Origin of the sequence: Ramlibacter sp. 2FC, from assembly GCF_005503345.1 — a bacterium.
Classification (GTDB): Bacteria; Pseudomonadota; Gammaproteobacteria; order Burkholderiales; family Burkholderiaceae_C; genus SCMQ01.
In genome coordinates this window covers 95,132-112,738 of record NZ_SCMM01000007.1, presented here as the reverse complement: position 1 = coordinate 112,738, position 17,607 = coordinate 95,132, and the positions used below count along the sequence as shown (strand labels likewise).

Here is a 17,607-nt window from a genome sequence, read left to right as displayed (position 1 = left end):
GGCCCGCCCGAACCTGCCGCCGAGCGCGGGCTGGCGCCAGCCCGGGATGGACTTCGGCGCGCCGCAGGGCCACCGGGTGAGCGACCTGGCCGCGCTGTGGTCGCCCTCGGCCCCCCATGCCGACAGCGTTCCGGCCGCAGCCACCGATACACGCCCCTCCGCGCCGCAAGCATTTGTCGAGCCCGTCCCCCTGCCGCCCGGCGACTGGCCCCTGGGTCGCGCGCTGGCCCAGCTGCACGGCATCTACATCCTGGCCGAGAACCGCCAGGGCCTGGTGGTGGTGGACATGCACGCGGCGCACGAGCGCATCGTCTACGAGCGGCTCAAGCAGCAATTGCAGGGCGCGTCCATCGCCAGCCAGCCGCTGCTGATCCCCGCCACCTTCGCCGCCACGCCGCAGGAGCAGGCCACGGCCGAGGCCTGCGTCGATGCCCTGCACAGCCTGGGCCTTGAGATCACGCCGTTCTCGCCACGCACCCTGGCCGTGCGCGCCGTGCCGACCACCCTGGCCCAGGGCGACGCGGTCGAGCTGGCGCGCAGCGTGCTGGCCGAGCTGGCCCAGCACGAGGCCAGCGGCGTGGTCGAGCGCGCGCAGAACGAGCTGCTGGCCACCATGGCCTGCCACGGCGCGGTGCGCGCCAACCGCCGCCTCACGCTGGAGGAGATGAACGCCCTGCTGCGCCAGATGGAGGCCACCGAGCGCTCCGACCAGTGCAACCACGGCCGCCCGACCTGGCGCCAGCTCACGCTGCGCGAGCTCGACGCGCTGTTCCTGCGCGGGCGCTGAAAGTCGATTTCCGACCAGCGGTCACGCGCGCCTGACCAAGGCGCGCCGCTGTGCGCCGCCAACCCGGAAAAGGTACAATAAGTTGTACATATCTGGGAAGCCCAAATGGATGCCATCACCTACAGCGCAGCCCGTGCCCGCTTGGCCGACACCATGAACCGGGTTTGCGACGACCACGAGCCCATCATCATCACCCGGAGTGGTCAGCAGGCGGTGGTCATGATCTCACTGGACGATTTCAAGGCCATGGAAGAAACGGCCTATTTGCTCCGCGCGCCCAAGAATGCGCAGCGCCTGCTCGAGTCCATTGCGGCGCTTGAGAGTGGAAAGGGCAAGGAACGGAAGCTGGCCCCGTGAGGCTGATCTTTTCCGATCAGGCGTGGGACGACTACCTGTACTGGCAAAAGACCGACAAGAAGCTGCTGCAGCGAATCAACGGCCTGATCCAGGAAATCACGCGCACCCCGTTTGAAGGAACGGGCAAGCCCGAACCCTTGAGGCACGCTTTGTCCGGCTATTGGTCCAGGCGAATTAATGACGAGCATCGCATCGTCTACAAGGTTTCAGACGGCGACCTGCTCATCGCTCAGCTGCGGTATCACTACTAGCGCGGGCGCGCGCCATCGACTGCGATCCAGCTCAAGGCCTGTCCAGCGACGTTCTGCTACCCTCGCCCGGATGTCCGCCTTCCCCCCAGCCTCGTCCCTGGCCGCGCCGTCGGCCATGTCGCCGGCGCTGATCGTGTTGCTGCTGTCCCTGCTGCTGGGCCTGCAGCCGATCACCACCGACCTGTACCTGCCGGCCCTGCCCGCCCTGACCGAGGGCTTTGGCGCCGACATGGCCCAGGCCCAGCTCACGCTGACGGCCCTGCTGCTGGCCTTCGGCCTCTCGCAACTGGTGTGGGGGCCGCTGTCCGATCGCTTCGGCCGCCGGCCGGTGCTGCTGTGGGGCCTCGCCGCCTATGCCGCCGCCTCGCTCGGCAGCGTGTTCGCGCCCTCCATGGAGCAATTGATCGCCTGGCGCACCCTGCAGGGCGCGGCCATGGGCGCGGGCGTGATGTGCGCGCGCGCCATCGTGCGCGACCTCTACCCGCCGATCGAGGGCGCGCGCATCATGTCCAAGGGCCTGAGCGGCCTGGGCGTGATCGCCTGCCTGAGCGCGCCGCTGGGCGGCCTGCTGTCGGACCTGCTGGGCTGGCGCGCGGCCCTGCTGGTGCTGGCGCTGTTCGGCGCCGGCGCGCTGTTCATGGTCGCGCGGCATTTCGAGGAAACCTTGCAGCAGCGCAACCCCCAGGCCCTGCAGCCGCTGGCGCTCGCGCGCGCCTGGGTGCAGATCCTGCGCCACCCCACCTTCCTCGCCTATTCGGCCCTGGCCACCACCTCCTACCTGGGCCTGTTCACCTTCCTGGCCGCGTCTTCCTTCGTCTTCATCCGCGTGCTCTCGTTCAGCAAGACGCAGTACGGCCTGCTGATGTTCAGCATGTCGCTGTCCTACATTGCGGGCACCTTCATGTGCCGGCATCTGCTGGCGCGCTTCGGCGTGCGCCGCACGGTGGCGCTGGCGGGCGGGCTGACCCTGACCGGCGGCACGCTGATGGGCGTGCTGGCCCTGCTCGGCGAAGGCCAGTCCTGGTGGGGCGCCTGGGCCATCATGGGGCCGTTCTACCTGTTCATGCTGGGCCATGGCGTGCACCAGCCCTGCGGGCAGAGCGGCGCCATCGGCCCCTTCCCCCAGGCCGCCGGCACGGCCTCGGCGCTGAACGGCTTCCTGATGATGGTCGCCGCCTTCGCCATGGGCGGCTGGCTGGGCACGCGCATGGACGGCACGGTGTTTCCGCTGGTCTACGGCATCTGGTTGTGGAGCATCTGCATCGCCGCAGTCGCCTGGACCTTGGTGCAATGGCATGGCACGCCGCCCAAGCATTGAGATGAGCCGCGAGAAAGTGACGAACGTGGGGGCGATTGCTCTTGCCGGGCCCACGGCCTCGGGCAAGACCGCGGGGGCGCTGGCGATCGCGCAGCAGCTCGCCTCGCGCGGCGGGGTGGAGATCGTCAGCGTGGACTCGGCCCTGGTCTACCGCGGCATGGACATAGGCACGGCCAAGCCTTCGCGCGAGGAGCTGGCCGCCGTGCCGCACCACCTGATCGACATCCGCGACCCGCTGCAGGCCTACAGCGCGGCCGAGTTCGTGCAGGACGCGACTCGCCTGGTGGCCGAGATCCGCGCGCGCGGCCGCCTGCCGCTGCTGGTGGGCGGCACCATGCTGTACTTCAAGGCCTTGTTCGAGGGCCTGGACCCGATGCCGGCCGCCGACCCCGCGGTGCGCGCGCAGCTGGAGGCCGAGGCCGCCACGCGCGGCTGGCCGGCCCTGCATGCAGAGCTCGCGCGCGTGGACCCGGCCACGGCCGCGCGCCTGGCGCCGCTGGACGCGCAGCGCATACAGCGCGCGCTCGAGGTCTGGCGCGTGAGCGGCCAGCCGCTGTCGGCCTTCCACCGCGCCGCCGACCAGGGCGCGCCGCGCGACGCGCTGCAGGCGCCGCTGATCTCGCTGGAGCCGCAGTCGCGCGCCTGGCTACACGAGCGCATCGCCCAGCGCTTCGACGCCATGCTGGCGGCGGGCTTCCTCGAGGAGGTGATGCGGCTGCGCGCGCGCGGCGACCTGCATGCCGAGCTGCCGGCCATGCGCTGCGTGGGCTACCGCCAGGCCTGGGAGGCGCTGGAGGGCCGCCTGCCGCTGGCCGAGCTGCGCGAGCGCGGCATCTACGCCACGCGCCAGCTCGCCAAGCGCCAGCTGACCTGGCTGCGCGCGATGCCGCAGCGCCATGTGCTGGCCTGCGACGCGCCCGACGCGCTGCCGCAGCTGCTGGACCTGGTCGACCGGCTGCTCGCTGCGCCCCCGGCCTCCTGAGTCCGCCATGAGCCTGGTCGTCACCGACTTGTGCAAGCGCTACGGCGACACGCCGGTGTTCGCCCATGTCTCGCTGCAAGTGGACAGCGGCGAGTTCGTCGCCATCGTCGGCGAGTCGGGCGTGGGCAAGTCCACCCTGCTCAACTGCCTGGCCGGCCTGGACCGCTGGGACAGCGGTAGCGTGGTGCACGACGGCGTGGACATCGGCGCCCAGGACGAGGAGCAGCGCGCGCTCTGGCGACGCCGCCACCTGGGCTTCGTGTTCCAGGCCTTCCACGTGCTGCCGCACCTGGACGTGGCGCAGAACGTGGCCCTGCCCCTGCTGCTGCTGGGCCAGCCCGACCAGGCGCGCGTGGCCGCCATGCTCGAGGCCGTGGGCTTGGCCGGCTTGGGCGCGCGTCTGCCTCAGCAACTGAGCGGCGGCCAGCTGCAGCGCGTCGCGATCGCACGCGCCCTGGTGCATCAGCCGAAATTGCTGCTGGCCGACGAGCCGACCGGCAACCTGGATCCGGCCACGGCCGCCCGCGTCATGGACTTGCTGACGGCGCAATGCCGCGCCCACCGCGCCTCGCTGGTGCTGGTGACGCACTCGCAAGCCGCTGCGGCGCGCGCGGACCGCGTGCTGCAGCTCACCGCCGCCGGCATCGCGCCCTGAGGGCGCTGCCGGCGCCCCGGCTTACTCGATCATCAGGCGCTGCGAGCCCTGGCCCTGCTTCTTGGGCAGGGTCAGCGTGAGCACGCCGTTGTCGTACTTGGCCTTGGACTGGCCCTGGTCGATCTCGGCCGGCAGCTGGAAGCTGCGCGAGACCGCGCCGTAATAGCGCTCGCTGCGCAGCGATTTCTCGTCGCCGCTCTGATCGCCCTGCTTGACCTCGGCGCGCAGGGTCACCACATTGCCTTCGATCGAAACCTGGATGTCCTCCTTGCGCACGCCGGGCACCTCGGCGGACACCGTGTACGCCTGGTCGGACTCGGAGACATCGACCTTGATCTGCGCGGGCGAAGGCAGGGGGTCGCCGTGCAGGGGCCGGATGTAGAAGCCCGGTGCGAAGTCCTTGAAGAATTCGTCGAACAGGCTGCTGCCACGAGGGATCAGTGAACTCATGCGTCTCTCCTTCAAACTGGCTGGTTGGCATGGCTTGGCGCCACGTACCTGAATATGCGTGCCGCCAGTGGCAATCTCAAGGCTTTCGCGCACAGGATTTGATGCCGGTCAACACCCGGCGGCGCAAGGCCCTCAGGCGCCGGGCCGCATCCTGCGCTCGCGCTGGCCTTCGGTGCCAATGGCGGCCACCAGCAGAGCCAGCTCCTCCGACAGGACGGCCAGCACGTCGTCCAGCGTGGCCAGGCCGATCAGCTCGCCCTGCCCGCCCACGACGGGGACGCGGCGCACACCCTGGCGGCGCATCACACGCATCAGGTCGATCAGCGAATCGTCCTCGCGCGCGGTCACCAGGTCGGTGCTCATCACCTCGCCCACGTTGAGCATGCCTGGATCGACCCCTGCGGCCACCACCGCGGTGACGATGTCGCGATCGGTGAGCAGGCCCACCACGATGCGCTGGCCCGCGAGCTCGTCGACCACGACCAGACTGCCCACGTGGTTTTCGCGCATGAGGCGGGCCGCCTCGTTCAGCGGCATGGCGCGCAAGGCGAAGCTCACGTCGCGGGTGCAGATCTCACCGGTGGTTAAACGCTCGCCCATGATGCTCTCCTCGCTGGCTGGCGGGACGCGACCATGCATCCCTTTGTTTTCAGAATAGACCCGGACGGGCGCCGCGTCCATGGTGGGGGCCCGTAGCGACTTGCCCGGCCGCAAGCGGGGCGTTCACAATGAATCCGCGCATCCCTGCGCAGAAATTCCTACAACGTCCGGAGGGTTTATGGATCTCAACGTTTTTTCGGCCTCGCTGCAGAACACGCTAGGCGCCCAACTGCCACAGATCGTCGGGGCGCTGGCCATCCTGATGCTGGGCTGGCTGCTGGCGGTGATCGCGCGTGCCGGAGTGCGGCGCCTGCTGGCCATGATCAAGCTCAACGTGCACCTCGCACAGAGCACCCACGCCGCCGTCGATGCCGAAACGCCGCTGGCCACCGGCGTGTTCTGGCTGATCCTGCTGGCCACGCTGGTGGCCACGCTCAACACGCTGGACCTGTCCAATCTGTCGGCGCCGTTCGCCGACCTGATGCAGGGCATCCTCGGCTACGTGCCCAACCTGCTGGCGGGCATGCTGCTGGCGCTGGTCGCGTGGGTGCTGGCCACGGTGCTGCGGGCCGCGGTGACGCGCGGGCTGGCCGCCACCTCGATCGACGAAAGGCTGTCGGCCGAGGCCGGCATGAAGCCGATGAGCGACTACGCCGGCAACGTGCTGTTCTGGCTGGTGATCCTGTTTTTCCTGCCGGCGGTGCTGTCGGCGTTCCAGCTGACCGGCGTGCTCGAGCCGGTGCGCGCCATGCTCGCCAAGCTGCTCGACATGGTGCCCAATCTGTTCGGCGCGACCCTGATCGTCGTCGTCGGCTGGCTGGTGGCGCGCGTGCTGCGCGGCCTGGTCAGCAACCTGGCGGCGGCCGCGGGCGCGGACACGCTGAACGAGCGGGTGGGGCTGGACAAGGCGGTCGGGCTGTCGCGCCTGCTGGGCACGCTGGTGTTCATCCTGGTGTTCGTGCCCTCGCTGATCGCCGCCCTCGAGGCCCTCAAGGTCGAAGCCATCTCGCGTCCTGCCTCGCAGATGCTGGCGCAAATCCTGGAGGCGGTGCCGCACATCGTCGCCGCCGCCGTCATCCTGCTGCTGACCTGGTATGTGGCGCGCTTCGCCTCGAGCCTGCTGGCCAGGCTGCTGGAAAGCGCGGGCTTCGACGGCCTGCCGGCGAAGATGGGCATCGCCCACGCCCTGTCCGGCGCGACCCGCCCGTCCCACCTGGTCGGCTTGCTGGTGATGTTCTTCGCGATGCTGTTCGCCACGGTGGAAGCCGCCGCGCAGCTGGGCTTTCATCAGGTCAGCGAGGTGGTCACCACCTTCGTGCGCTTCGGCGCCGACATCCTCCTGGGCAGCGCCATCCTGGTGATCGGCTACTGGCTGTCCAACCTGGCCTACCGCACCATCCGCCAGGCCAGTCCCGAAGGCAGCCTGGTCGCCAACCTGGCGCGCTTCGCCATCCTCGGCCTGGTCATCGCCATGGGCCTGCGCGCCATGGGCATTGCCAACGAGATCGTGCAGCTGGCGTTCGGGCTCACCCTGGGCGCCGTCGCGGTGGCGGTCGCCCTGTCGTTCGGCCTGGGCGGGCGCGAGGCCGCCGGCAAGCTGATGGAGCACTGGTTCGCCAAGCTGCGCAAGGATTGATCCTCGCCCGCGGAGGGCGCGCCGGCTCGGCACAATGAGTGCATGCGCGCCCTTCTTTCCACGTTCTCCTGGCAGGAGCTGCGCCACCACCCCTGGCGCAGCCTGGCGGCCGTGGCGGCCGTGATGCTGGGCGTGGCGCTGGCGTTCTCGGTGCAGCTGATCAACGCCTCGGCGCTCAGCGAGTTCTCCAGCGCCGTGCGCGCCGTCGGCGGCCAGCCCGACCTGGAGCTGCGGCCCGCGCAGGGCAGCTTCGACGAAACCCTGTTCGTGCATGTGGCCCAGCATCCCGACGTGGCGCTGGCCAGCCCGGTGCTGGAGCTGTCCACCTACGCGCTCGACGCGGCGGGGCAGCGCCAGCCGCTGCGCGTGGTCGGCCTCGACGCGCTGGCCGCGACCACGATCAGCCCGGCGCTGGTGCCGGTGCCCGCGCGGGCCGAGGACAGGCTGGCGCTGTTTGCGCCGGCGACGGTCTTCCTCAACCCGGCCGCGCGCCAGGCCCTGCAGGCCGGCGCCGCCGCCGACGCGCCGCTGCGCCTGCAAAGCGGCCTGCAATTGCACGAAGTGCGGGTCGCCGGCAGCGTGGCCGCGGGCGGGCCGCCGCTGGCCGTGATGGACATCGCGGCCGCGCAGGAACTGTTCGAGCGGCTGGGCCGGCTGTCGCGCATCGACCTGCGCCTGCGCCCCGGCGCCGACCGCGCGGCCCTGCTGCGTGCGCTGCAGCTGCCGGCCGGCATGCTGGCGGTCGAGCCCGGCGACGCCGCCGCGCGCGTGAGCAGCCTCTCGCGCGCCTATCGGGTCAACCTCACGGTGCTGGCCTTGGTGGCGCTGTTCACCGGCGCCTTCCTGGTGTTCTCGGTGCTCTCGCTCAGCGTGGCGCGGCGCCAGCAGCAGTTCGCGCTGCTGGGCGTGCTGGGCCTGTCGGCGCGCGGTCGGTTGCGCCTGGTGCTGTGGGAATCGCTGGCGCTGGGCGGGGTGGGCAGCCTGGCCGGCCTGGCCCTGGGCACGGCGCTCGCGGCCCTGGGGCTGCACCTGCTCGGCGGCGACCTGGGCGGCGGCTATTTCGCCGGCGTGGCGCCGGCCCTGCAGTGGAGCCCGGGCGCGGCGCTGGGCTACGGCGCCCTGGGCACGCTGGCCGCGCTGGCCGGCGGCTGGTGGCCCGCGCAGGCCGCGCAGCGCCTGGCACCGGCGCAGGCGCTCAAGGGCCTGGGCGACGCGGCGGCGGGCGGGCGCAGCCACGGCGTCGGCCTGGCCCTGATGGCCCTGGGCCTGCTGCTGGCCCTGGCCCCGCCGGTGGCGGGCGTGCCGCTGGCCGCCTATGCCTCGGTCGGCCTGCTGCTGCTGGGCGGCATCACGGCCCTGCCCTGGGGCGTGGCCCTGCTGTACGACAGGCTGGCCGGGCTCAGCGCCAACCGGCTGCTGCCGCTGCTGGCCGTGGAGCGCGCGCGCCGCATGCGCGAGAGCGCGGCCGTGGCGGTGAGCGGCGTGGTCGCCTCGCTGAGCCTGGCGGTGGCGCTCACGGTCATGGTGGCGAGCTTCCGCGACTCGGTCACGCACTGGCTGGACCAGGTGCTGCCGGCCGACCTCTACCTGCGCACGGCGAGCGCGGCCGCCGCCGGCGACACGGTGTTCTTCACGCCCGAGTTCGCCCAGGCGGTCGCACAGCTGCCGGGCGTGGCGCGCCTGGGCGCAGTGCGCGCCCGCTCCCTGCTGCTGGACCCGGCCCTGCCGCCCGTCACCCTGCTCGCACGCTGGATGGACGAGCCGGCGCACACCCTGCCCCTGGTCGGGGCGGCCCTGCCGGTGCCGCCGGGCCAGGTCGGCATCTACGTGAGCGAAGCCATGCTCGCGCTGCACGGCGCGCGGCCCGGCCAGGTGTTCGAGCCGCTGGCGGCGGCGCTGGGCCTGGCCGACTCGCCGACCCGCTTCTTCGTGGCCGGGGTGTGGCGCGACTACGTGCGGCAGTTCGGCGCCATCGCCATGGACCGGCGCGATTTCACGCGCCTGACCGGCGACAGCCGCGCGACCGACCTGGCGCTGTGGCTGGCGCCCGGGGCAGCGCCAGCCGAGGTGCAGCAGGCGGTGCGCGCCCTGGCCGAGCGCCTGCCCGGCGGCCAGGGCGCCCTGGTCGAGTTCGCGTCCGCGGCCCAGCTGCGCGCCACCTCGCTGCGCATTTTCGACCGCAGCTTCGCCGTCACCTACTGGCTGCAGGCGGTGGCCATAGGCATAGGCCTGTTCGGCGTGGCGGCCAGCTTCAGCGCCCAGGTGCTGGCCCGGCGCAAGGAGTTCGGCCTGCTGGCCCACCTGGGCCTGACGCGGCGCCAGATCCTCGCCGTGGTCGCCGGCGAGGGCGCGGCCTGGACCTTGGTCGGCGCGGCTGCGGGGCTGGCGCTGGGCCTGGCGGTGTCGGTGGTGCTGGTGCATGTGGTCAACCCGCAGAGCTTCCACTGGACCATGGACCTGCTGGTGCCCTGGGCCCGCCTGCTGCTGCTCTGCGCGGCCGTGGTGCTGGCCGGCACGGCGACCGCCTGGCTGGCGGGCCGCGCGGCCGCTGGCCGGGACGCGGTGCTGGCCGTGAAGGAGGACTGGTGATGCTGGCGCGCCGGCCGCTGCTGATCGCCGCCGGGCTCGCTCCCCTGGGCGCGCTGGCCCTGCCGCCGCGCAGGCTGCAATTCCCCCGCGACCATGGCGCCCACCCCGAGTTCCGCACCGAGTGGTGGTACCTCACGGGCCACGCCCGTGCCGCGGGCCGCGAGTTCGGCTTCCAGATCACCTTCTTCCGCTCGCGCGTGGACGCCACGCAGGCCATGCGTTCGCGCTTCGCCGCGCGCCAGCTGCTGTTCGCCCATGCGGCCATCACCGACGTGCAGGGCCGCCGCCTCTGGCACGACCAGCGCATCGCGCGCAGCCTGTCCCTGCCCGGCCTGGACCGCGTGATCGCGAGCGAGGCCGACACCGGGCTGCGCCTGAACGACTGGTCGCTGAGGCGCCAGGGCGGGGTCTACCTGGCGCGCGTGGAGGCCGGCGAGTTCGCCCTGCAGCTCGAGGCCGAGGCCACCCAGCCGCTGCTGCTGCAGGGCGAGCAGGGCCTGTCGCGCAAGGGGCCCGAGCCCGGGCAGGCCAGCTACTACTACAGCCGGCCCCAGCTCGCGGTGCGCGGCGAGCTGCGCCTGAAGGGCCAGCGCTTCAGCCTGACCGAGCCCGGCCGCGCCTGGCTGGACCACGAATGGAGCGAGGCCCTGATGCACCCCGAGGCCAGGGGCTGGGACTGGATAGGCATGAACCTGTTCGACGGCAGCGCCCTCACCTCCTTCCGGCTGCGCCGCGCCGACGGCAGCGCGCTGTGGGACGGCGGCTCGTTCCGCACGGCCGAGGGCCGGCTCCAGGTGTTCCGCCCTGGCGAGACGCGCTTCGTCCCGCAGCGGCGGTGGACCAGCCCCTTGAGCCGGGCCGCCTATCCGGTGGCCTGGCAGCTGCAGACGCCGGCCGGCGAGTACGGCGTGCGCGCGGTGCTCGACGACCAGGAGCTCGACAGCCGCGGCTCCACCGGCGCCATCTACTGGGAAGGCCTGTCGGAGCTGCTCGACGGCCAGAGCCGGCCCCTGGGGCGCGGCTACCTCGAGATGACGGGCTACGCGCAGCCGCTGAAGCTGTGAATGCCTGGTTCAGTGCGCACCGGCCGCGGCGTCGGCGCTGCCGGCCGCGCCCAGGCGCTGCGGCCGCGACAGCCAGACCAGCGGGATCAGCGCCAGGAAGATCAGCGCCGAGGCATGGAACACGTCGTTGGCGGCCAGCATGAAGGCCTGCTGGTCGACCAGGCGGTTGAGCTGCGCCAGGGCCTGCTCGGCGCTCAGGCCCGCGGCCCGCAACCCGGCCAGGGTGCTGCCCGCCACCGCATTGCCCTGGCTCAGCGCCTCGACCAATTGGGCATGGTGCAGGCTCGCGCGGTCCTCCCAGACCGTGGTGGCGACCGAGGTGCCGATCGCGCCGGCCATGATGCGCACGAAGTTGGACAGCCCCGAGGCCGCCGGGATGCGCTCGGGCGGGAGGCCCGACAAGGTGATGCTGACCATGGGGATGAAGAAGAAGGCCGTCGCCACGCCCTGCAGCAGGGTCGGCACCATGATGGTGGCCAGGTCGACCTGGGTGTTGAACAGCGAGCGCATCCACAGCACCAGGCCGAACACCAGGAAGGCGAAGCTGGCGTAGGCGCGCGGGTCCACGCGGCCCATGGTCTTGCCGACCACCGGCGCCAGCACGATGGCCAGCAGGCCCACCGGCGCCATGGCCATGCCGGCCTGGGTGGCCGTGTAGCCCATGTACTGCTGCAGCCACAGCGGCAGCAGCACCACGTTGCCGAAGAACAGGCCATAGCCCACCGCGGTCGCGAGCGCGCCGGCCCAGAAGTTGCGCCGCGCGAACAGCGAGAGGTCGACCACCGGGTGCTTGTCGGTCAGCTCCCAGACCAGGAAGAAGGCCAGGCCCATCAGGGCCACCAGCGCCAGAGCCACCACCACCGAGGAGTGGAACCAGTCGTGCTCCTTGCCCAGGTCCAGCATCAGCTGCATGGCGCCGACCCACAGCACCAGCAGGGCCAGGCCCCAGGCGTCGATCGGCAGCTGGCGGGTGGGGCTCTCGCGGTGGCGGTAGATCTGCCAGGACGCGAAGGCCGCCACCAGGCCTACCGGCACATTGATGTAGAAGATCCAGGGCCAGGCGATGTTGTCGGTGATCCAGCCGCCCAGCAGCGGCCCCATCACCGGCGCGACCAGGGTGGTCATGGACCACATGGCCATGGCCAGGCCGGCCAGCGCGCGCGGGTAGCTGGCCAGCAGCAGCGACTGCGACAGCGGAATCATGGGGCCGGCGACGAAGCCCTGCAGCGCGCGGAACGCTATCAGGGAGGCCATGTCGGGCGCCAGCCCACACAGCCAGGAGGCCAGCACGAACAGCAGCACGCTGGCCACGAACAGCCGCACCTGGCCAAAACGCTGCGACAGCCAGCCGGTCAGCGGCACGGCGATCGCGTTGGCCACCGCGAAGCTGGTGATGACCCAGGTGCCCTGGTTGGGGCTCACGCCCAGGTCGCCGGCGATGGCGGGCAGGGACACGTTGGCGATCGAGGTGTCCAGCACGTTCATGAAGGTCGCGGCCGACAGGGCCAGCGTGCCCCAGGTGCGGGCCGCGCCGGTCAGCGGTGGCGGGGGCAGCAAGCTCGTGGTCGAAGCCATGCGCGGGCCCCGGCTCAGCGCGCGGCGCTCGCGGCCTGCGACAAGCGCAGCACGGCCGATGCGGCCAGGGCCTCGGGCACCGGCAGCGCCGAGGGCGCCGCCGGCTCGGGCTGCTGGTTGCCGGCAGGGCGCGGCGCGGCGCCGCCCTGTCCGGCATGGGCCGCGATCACGCGGCGCACCCGGGCCTCGGCGCCGTCGTCCAGGGCCTCGAACACCGGGGTCTGGGCCACGGCGCTCGCGCGCGGCGCCTCGGCCAGGGTCTTGCCCCCCTGCTCGCGTATGTCGACCTCGACGTCCATGGACAGTCCCACGCGCAGCGGGTGCTCGGCGAGCTGTCCGGCGTCGAGCGCGATGCGCACCGGCACGCGCTGCACCACCTTGATCCAGTTGCCGGTGGCGTTCTGCGCCGGCAGCAGCGCGAAGGCCGCGCCGGTGCCCACGCCCAGGCCGGCGACCCGGCCGCTGTAGCCGACCTTCTTGCCGTACAGGTCGGCCGTGAGCCGCACCGGCTGGCCGAGGCGGATCTGGCGCAGCTGGGATTCCTTGAAGTTGGCGTCCACCCAGACCTGATTGAGCGGCACGATGGACATCAGTGGCGTGCCCGCCGCCACGCGCTGGCCCAGCTGCACGCTGCGCTTGGCCACATGGCCGTCCACCGGCGCCGGCAACGCGGCGCGCTGCGAGGCCAGCCAGGCCTCGCGCAGCCTGGCCGCCGCGGCCAGCACGCCGGGGTGCTGCTCCAGGCGCGTGCCCTCGGTCATGGCCTGGTTGCTGGCGAGCTGCTCCCGCGCCGCCGTGACGGCGGCCTGCGCGGCCGCCAGCGCGCTCCTGGCATTGGCCTGCTGGGTCTGGGCATGGCCGAGCTCTTCCTTGGACACCGCACCATTGCCGACCAGGGACTGGCGGCGGCTGAGGTCCTGGCTGGCGCGCTCGAGCTCGCTGCGCGCCTTGGCCGCGTCGGCCTCGCGCAAGGCGATCTGCGCCGCCAGCGTGCCGTTGTGCGTGTACAGCTGGCGCACCTGGCGCACGGTCTGGGCCAGGTTGGCTTCGGCCTGCTCGAGCGCCAGGCGCGCGTCGGCCGGGTCGAGCTTGACCAGCGGCTGGCCGGCTTTGACGAAGTCGGTCTCGTCGGCCAGGATGGCCATCACCGTGCCGCCGACCTGCGGCGTGATCTGGATCACGTTGCCTTGCACATAGGCGTTGTCGGTGTGCTCGTAGCGGCTGGCGACCAGCCACTGGTAGGCCGTCCAGCCCAGGCCGGCGACGACGACCAGGCCGGCCAGGGCGGTCAGGGCCTTCTTGCGCCTGGGGTTGCCGGGGGGCAAAGCGGCCGGGGCCGCGTCTTGGGTCGGGTTCATGGTCGGTTCTTCTCTGGATTCGTTGACTTAAAGACGGGCCTGCGCATCGGCGTCGGCCTGCCAGCCGCCGCGGGCCTGCGCATCGGCGTCGGCCTGCCAGCCGCCGCCGAGGGCCCGGATCAGGCCCACGCGCGTGTCGAGCGCGCGCGCCGCGAGATCCACCGCCTGGCGGCGCTGCTGCAGCACGCCGGTCTCTGCACTGAGCACCTGCAGGTAGTTGCCCAGGCCCGCGCGGTAGCGCTGCACGGCGATCTCGTAGGCGCTTTCGGCGGCCGCCTGCGCGGCGGCCTGCTCGGCCTGCTGGCGCGCGATGGACTGGGCCGAGGCCAGCTGGTCGGCCGTCTCGCGCACGGCCTCCAGCACGGCGGCGTTGTAGCTTTCCACGGCCGCGTCGTGGTCGGCCGCCTTGCCGCGCAGCTTGGCGCGCAGCCGGCCGGCCTCGAAGATCGGCAGGCGCAGCGCCGGGCCCACGCCCCACTGCTGGCTGCCCGCCTCGAGCAGGCGGCCCAGGCCTATGCTGGACAGGCCGGCGAAGGCCACCAGGTTGATGTTGGGATAGAACTGCGCCTTCGCGTTCGCGACCTCGTGGCCGGCCGCTTCCACGCGCCAGCGGGCCGCGGCCACGTCGGCGCGGCGCCCCAGCAGGTCGGCCGGGATCTGGCCCGCCGGCAAGCCGCCCTTGAGCGATGCCAGCGCCGCCGGCTGCAACTTCTGCGCCACGGCCGGCTCGCCGACCAGGGCCGCCAGCCCATGGCGCGTGAGCGCCACCTGCTCGCGCAGCGCCTCGAGCTGCTGGCGCGCTTCGGGCAGGCTGCCCTCGCTTTGCCTGAGCTCGAGTTGCGTGTCCAGCCCGGCCTCGACGCGCTCGCGCACCAGGCCCAGGGTCTGCTCGCGCTGGGCCAGGGTGCGCTCGGCCACGCCCAGCTGCGCCTGCAGGCGGGCCAGCTGGATGTACTGCCGCGCCACGTTGCTGGCCAGCAGCAGGCGCGCGGCCTGGACCTCGGCCTCGGCGGCGCGCGCCTGGCCCAGGGCCGCGTCCAGCGCGGCGCGGTACTTGCCGAAGAAGTCGAGCTCCCAGCCCAGGCTCAGCTGGGCCGTACCGCTGTCGCGGATGGCGCCGGCCAGCGGCGCGGGCACGGCCCCATGGGCCGTGTATTTCTGGCGCGTGAGGTCCAGCGAGGCGTTGAGCTGGGGCAGCAGGGCCGCGTCCGCGACCTCGGTGACGGCCCGGGCGCGCGCCAGGCGGGCCTGGGCCAGCCGCAGGCCGGGGTTGCCCTCGAGTGCCTGCGCCACCAGGGCGTCGAGCTGCGCGTCGCCGAACTCGCGCCACCAGTCAGCGGCCAGCGGCGATGCGCTGCGCTCGCCGGCCGCAAGGCCCAGGCTGGCGGGCTCGCGCAGCCTGGCCTGCGATTCGATGCCGGACAGGTCGGCGCAAGCGGCCAGCGAGAGCAGCAGCAAGGCCGCGGCCGGCCGCGCGAGTCGCGCCGCGGCCGTCTGGATACGGAAACTCATGGGTTCTTCTCTCCTTGGGCCGCCAATGCCTGGGCATTGGCCAGGATGCGGCGCAGGTAGCTCTTGAGGGTGTTCCATTCCTCGGCCGAGAAGCCGGCCAGGTGCGCGTTCTGCACGCGGCTGAGCACTTCGGGGATGCGGCTCGCGGCGCGGCGCCCTTCCTCGGTGAGTTCGATGTGCACCACGCGCCGGTCCTCCTCGGAGCGCACGCGGCGCAGCAGGCCCTTGGCCTCCATGCGGTCCAGCAGGCGCGTGGTGGCGCCGGCGTCGAGCTGGCAGCCGCGCGCCACCTCGGCCACGGTCGAGGCCTGGCCCAGGTAGAGCTTGAGCAGCGGCACCCACTGCGCGTGAGTCAGGCCGCAGGCCTCGAGTTCCTGCTCGACCTGCTGCTTGACCTCGGAGAGGATCATGCGCATGAGGTAGCCCATGCTCTCTTCGGGCGCATAGTCCTCGGGGCGGTAGAACTCGACGGCCTCGCCGCGACCGCCGGAGCCGTATGCCTTTTTCTCAGTCATGGTTCGATATTAATTGCTTAGGCAATTATTGTCAAGGCTACTTTTGTCAGGGCAATGACAGGCTTACACTGGCGCATGGCCATTCCCTCCTCCGCCACCGCGCGCGGCCAAGGCGCGCCGCGCTCGCTCGGCGGCCTGGCGCCCTTCCTGCGCCCCTACCGCGCACGCATTGTGCTGGCCGGGCTGTTCCTGCTGCTCGCGGCCGGCGCCACGCTGCTGTTTCCGCTGGCGCTGCGCGAGCTGATCGACGGCAGCCTGGCGGCGCGCGACCGCGGCACCCAGGTGCTGGCCCTGCGCGGGCAGTTCCTCGCGCTGTTCGCCGTGGCCTTTGCACTCGGCCTGTTCTCGGCGGCGCGCTACTATCTGGTCAGCTGGCTGGGCGAGCGCGTCACCGCCGACCTGCGCAACGCGGTCTACGCCCATGTGCTGGACCAGAGCCCCGAGTTCTTCGAGACCACGCAGACCGGCGAGGTGCTCTCGCGCCTGACCGCCGACACCACCCTGGTGCAGACCGTGGTGGGCTCCTCGCTGTCCATGGGCCTGCGCAACGCGGTGATGGGGGCCGGCGCCCTGCTCATGCTGGTCTGGACCAACCCCTACGTGATGACCCAGGTGCTGCTGATCCTGGTGGCCGTGGTGTTGCCCAGCATGTGGTTCGGCCGGCGCGTGCGGCGGCTCTCGCGCGCCAGCCAGGACCGGGTGGCCGACGCCAGCGCGATCGCCGCCGAGGTGCTGAACGCCATGCCCGTGGTGCAGAGCTACACGGCCCAGGCGCGCGAGTCGGCGCGCTTCGACGCCGCCACCGACGAGGCCTTCCGCACCGCCGTGCGCCGCACGCGCGCGCGCTCGGCGCTGGTCGCCTTCATCATCATCGCCAACGCCGCCCTGCTGCTGTGGGGCCTGTACCGCGGCACCGAGGCGGTGCTGGCCGGGCAGATCACGGCCGGCCACCTGGGCCAGACCGTGGTCTACGTGATCATCCTGGCCGGCGCGGTGGCGGTGCTGGGCGAGGTCTACGGCGACCTGCTGCGCGCCGCCGGCGCGACCGAGCGGCTGATGGAACTGCTGCAGGCGCGCTCGCCCATCGCCTCGCCCGCGCGTGCGACGCCGCTGCCGGCGCCGGCCGCGGGCTGCGCCGTCGCCTTCGAAGGCATCAGCTTCCACTACCCCTCGCGACCGGCCACGCCGGCGCTGCGCGACTTCACGCTGCGCGTCGCGCCGGGCGAGACCGTGGCCCTGGTCGGCGCCAGCGGCGCCGGCAAGAGCACGGTGTTCCAGTTGCTGCTGCGCTTTTACGACCCTCAGTCGGGCCAGGTGCTGCTGGACGGCCGGCCGTTGCCCGAGCTGGACCTGGACCGGCTGCGCGGGCGCGTGGCGACGGTACCGCAGGACCCCGTGATCTTCTCGGCCAGCGCGCGCGAGAACATACGCTACGGGCGGCCCGGCGCCAGCGACACCGAGGTCGAGGCCGCCGCGCGCGCCGCCTTCGCCGACGACTTTCTGCGTGCCCTGCCGCAGGGCTACGACAGCTTCCTGGGCGAGCGCGGCGTGCGTCTGTCGGGCGGCCAGCGCCAGCGCATCGCGATCGCGCGCGCCATCCTCAAGAACGCGCCGCTGCTGCTGCTGGACGAGGCCACCAGCGCGCTGGACGCCGAGAGCGAGCGCATGGTACAGGCGGCGCTGGAGTCCGCCATGCACAGCCAGGCCGGCCGGCGCACCACCCTGGTCATCGCCCACCGCCTGGCCACGGTGCAAAAGGCGGACCGCATCGTGGTGCTGGAGCATGGCCGCATGGTCGAGCAAGGGCGGCATGAGGCCCTGGTCGCGGCCGGCGGCGTCTACGCCAGGCTGGCGGCGCTGCAGTTCAGCGCCTGAGCAGCCGCCGCAGCGCAGCGGCAGCGGCAGCGGATTTGTAAATCCCACAAGTGCGTCCTAGACTTGCTGCCACCGTCGACGGC

General features: G+C 72.3%; 16 protein-coding genes. 10 read left to right on the top strand and 6 right to left on the bottom strand.

The features are described 5' to 3' along the window. From FFS10_RS05310 to FFS10_RS05285, 6 genes are all read left to right on the top strand, one after another. The coding region (locus FFS10_RS05310; RefSeq protein ID WP_502702651.1) for a DNA mismatch repair MutL family protein at nucleotides 1-787 on the top strand (787 nt) is incomplete at its 5' end. A gap of 105 nt (nucleotides 788-892) precedes the next feature. Beyond that, nucleotides 893-1,144: a type II toxin-antitoxin system Phd/YefM family antitoxin gene (locus FFS10_RS05305; RefSeq protein WP_137892293.1), complete on the top strand. Its 252-nt coding sequence runs from the start codon at nucleotides 893-895 to the stop codon at nucleotides 1,142-1,144. Next, entirely contained in the window at nucleotides 1,141-1,395 is a 255-nt protein-coding gene (locus FFS10_RS05300) for a Txe/YoeB family addiction module toxin (protein ID WP_137892290.1), read from the top strand. The genes FFS10_RS05305 and FFS10_RS05300 overlap by 4 nt, the downstream gene beginning before the upstream one ends. A gap of 70 nt (nucleotides 1,396-1,465) precedes the next feature. Then, a complete protein-coding gene (locus FFS10_RS05295; RefSeq protein ID WP_137892288.1) occupies nucleotides 1,466-2,713 on the top strand; it encodes a Bcr/CflA family efflux MFS transporter in 1,248 nt (415 codons plus the stop codon). A 1-nt stretch (nucleotide 2,714) separates the two neighbouring features. Continuing rightward, entirely contained in the window at nucleotides 2,715-3,695 is a 981-nt protein-coding gene (gene miaA, locus FFS10_RS05290; protein WP_137892286.1) for a tRNA (adenosine(37)-N6)-dimethylallyltransferase MiaA, read from the top strand. A 7-nt stretch (nucleotides 3,696-3,702) separates the two neighbouring features. Beyond that, nucleotides 3,703-4,350, top strand: coding sequence for an ABC transporter ATP-binding protein (locus FFS10_RS05285; RefSeq protein ID WP_137892284.1), 648 nt, complete (start codon nucleotides 3,703-3,705; stop codon nucleotides 4,348-4,350). Between the two features lie 21 nt (nucleotides 4,351-4,371). On the opposite strand, the gene FFS10_RS05280 is transcribed toward FFS10_RS05285, so the two are convergent. Beyond that, complete coding sequence (locus FFS10_RS05280; RefSeq protein WP_137892282.1) at nucleotides 4,372-4,800, bottom strand: Hsp20/alpha crystallin family protein; 429 nt, start codon at nucleotides 4,798-4,800, stop codon at nucleotides 4,372-4,374. Nucleotides 4,801-4,932: 132 nt separating this feature from the next. Then, entirely contained in the window at nucleotides 4,933-5,400 is a 468-nt protein-coding gene (locus FFS10_RS05275) for a CBS domain-containing protein (protein ID WP_137892280.1), read from the bottom strand. 178 nt (nucleotides 5,401-5,578) lie between these two features. Between FFS10_RS05275 and FFS10_RS05270 the strand changes: the two genes are divergently transcribed. From FFS10_RS05270 to FFS10_RS05260, 3 genes are read left to right on the top strand one after another with little or no spacing between them, the layout of a single operon-like run. After that, nucleotides 5,579-7,036, top strand: coding sequence for a mechanosensitive ion channel (locus FFS10_RS05270; RefSeq protein ID WP_137892278.1), 1,458 nt, complete (start codon nucleotides 5,579-5,581; stop codon nucleotides 7,034-7,036). A 42-nt stretch (nucleotides 7,037-7,078) separates the two neighbouring features. After that, a complete protein-coding gene (locus FFS10_RS05265; protein ID WP_137892275.1) occupies nucleotides 7,079-9,625 on the top strand; it encodes an ABC transporter permease in 2,547 nt (848 codons plus the stop codon). Continuing rightward, complete coding sequence (locus FFS10_RS05260; RefSeq protein WP_137892306.1) at nucleotides 9,625-10,689, top strand: lipocalin-like domain-containing protein; 1,065 nt, start codon at nucleotides 9,625-9,627, stop codon at nucleotides 10,687-10,689. The genes FFS10_RS05265 and FFS10_RS05260 overlap by 1 nt, the downstream gene beginning before the upstream one ends. A gap of 9 nt (nucleotides 10,690-10,698) precedes the next feature. Here the strand turns inward: FFS10_RS05260 and FFS10_RS05255 are convergent, their stop codons facing one another. The 4 genes from FFS10_RS05255 to FFS10_RS05240 are packed head-to-tail and all read right to left on the bottom strand — an operon-like array spanning nucleotide 10,699 to nucleotide 15,649. Continuing rightward, a complete protein-coding gene (locus FFS10_RS05255) occupies nucleotides 10,699-12,264 on the bottom strand; it encodes a DHA2 family efflux MFS transporter permease subunit (RefSeq protein WP_137892273.1) in 1,566 nt (521 codons plus the stop codon). A gap of 14 nt (nucleotides 12,265-12,278) precedes the next feature. Next, nucleotides 12,279-13,622 (bottom strand): HlyD family secretion protein, encoded by a 1,344-nt coding sequence (locus FFS10_RS05250; protein ID WP_137892271.1) that lies wholly within the window; start codon nucleotides 13,620-13,622, stop codon nucleotides 12,279-12,281. 27 nt (nucleotides 13,623-13,649) lie between these two features. Next, complete coding sequence (locus FFS10_RS05245) at nucleotides 13,650-15,134, bottom strand: efflux transporter outer membrane subunit (protein WP_137892269.1); 1,485 nt, start codon at nucleotides 15,132-15,134, stop codon at nucleotides 13,650-13,652. Then, complete coding sequence (locus FFS10_RS05240) at nucleotides 15,131-15,649, bottom strand: MarR family winged helix-turn-helix transcriptional regulator (RefSeq protein ID WP_137892266.1); 519 nt, start codon at nucleotides 15,647-15,649, stop codon at nucleotides 15,131-15,133. The genes FFS10_RS05245 and FFS10_RS05240 overlap by 4 nt, the downstream gene beginning before the upstream one ends. Nucleotides 15,650-15,724: 75 nt before the next feature. Between FFS10_RS05240 and FFS10_RS05235 the strand changes: the two genes are divergently transcribed. Beyond that, nucleotides 15,725-17,524 carry an ABC transporter transmembrane domain-containing protein gene (locus FFS10_RS05235; protein ID WP_137892264.1) on the top strand — a complete coding sequence of 600 codons (1,800 nt, stop codon included), beginning with the start codon at nucleotides 15,725-15,727 and terminating at the stop codon, nucleotides 17,522-17,524. Nucleotides 17,525-17,607 lie beyond the last annotated feature (83 nt).

Bases quoted from the DNA above. Each gene is read 5' to 3' on its own strand.
- FFS10_RS05260 (WP_137892306.1), top strand. From the start codon at position 9,625: ATGCTGGCGCGCCGGCCGCTGCTGATCGCCGCCGGGCTCGCTCCCCTG.
- FFS10_RS05250 (WP_137892271.1), bottom strand. From the start codon at position 13,622: ATGAACCCGACCCAAGACGCGGCCCCGGCCGCTTTGCCCCCCGGCAAC.
- FFS10_RS05295 (WP_137892288.1), top strand. From the start codon at position 1,466: ATGTCCGCCTTCCCCCCAGCCTCGTCCCTGGCCGCGCCGTCGGCCATG.
- FFS10_RS05285 (WP_137892284.1), top strand. From the start codon at position 3,703: ATGAGCCTGGTCGTCACCGACTTGTGCAAGCGCTACGGCGACACGCCG.
- FFS10_RS05280 (WP_137892282.1), bottom strand. From the start codon at position 4,800: ATGAGTTCACTGATCCCTCGTGGCAGCAGCCTGTTCGACGAATTCTTC.
- FFS10_RS05265 (WP_137892275.1), top strand. From the start codon at position 7,079: ATGCGCGCCCTTCTTTCCACGTTCTCCTGGCAGGAGCTGCGCCACCAC.
- FFS10_RS05235 (WP_137892264.1), top strand. From the start codon at position 15,725: ATGGCCATTCCCTCCTCCGCCACCGCGCGCGGCCAAGGCGCGCCGCGC.
- FFS10_RS05255 (WP_137892273.1), bottom strand. From the start codon at position 12,264: ATGGCTTCGACCACGAGCTTGCTGCCCCCGCCACCGCTGACCGGCGCG.
- FFS10_RS05270 (WP_137892278.1), top strand. From the start codon at position 5,579: ATGGATCTCAACGTTTTTTCGGCCTCGCTGCAGAACACGCTAGGCGCC.
- FFS10_RS05240 (WP_137892266.1), bottom strand. From the start codon at position 15,649: ATGACTGAGAAAAAGGCATACGGCTCCGGCGGTCGCGGCGAGGCCGTC.
- FFS10_RS05245 (WP_137892269.1), bottom strand. From the start codon at position 15,134: ATGAGTTTCCGTATCCAGACGGCCGCGGCGCGACTCGCGCGGCCGGCC.
- FFS10_RS05275 (WP_137892280.1), bottom strand. From the start codon at position 5,400: ATGGGCGAGCGTTTAACCACCGGTGAGATCTGCACCCGCGACGTGAGC.
- miaA (WP_137892286.1), top strand. From the start codon at position 2,715: ATGAGCCGCGAGAAAGTGACGAACGTGGGGGCGATTGCTCTTGCCGGG.
- FFS10_RS05305 (WP_137892293.1), top strand. From the start codon at position 893: ATGGATGCCATCACCTACAGCGCAGCCCGTGCCCGCTTGGCCGACACC.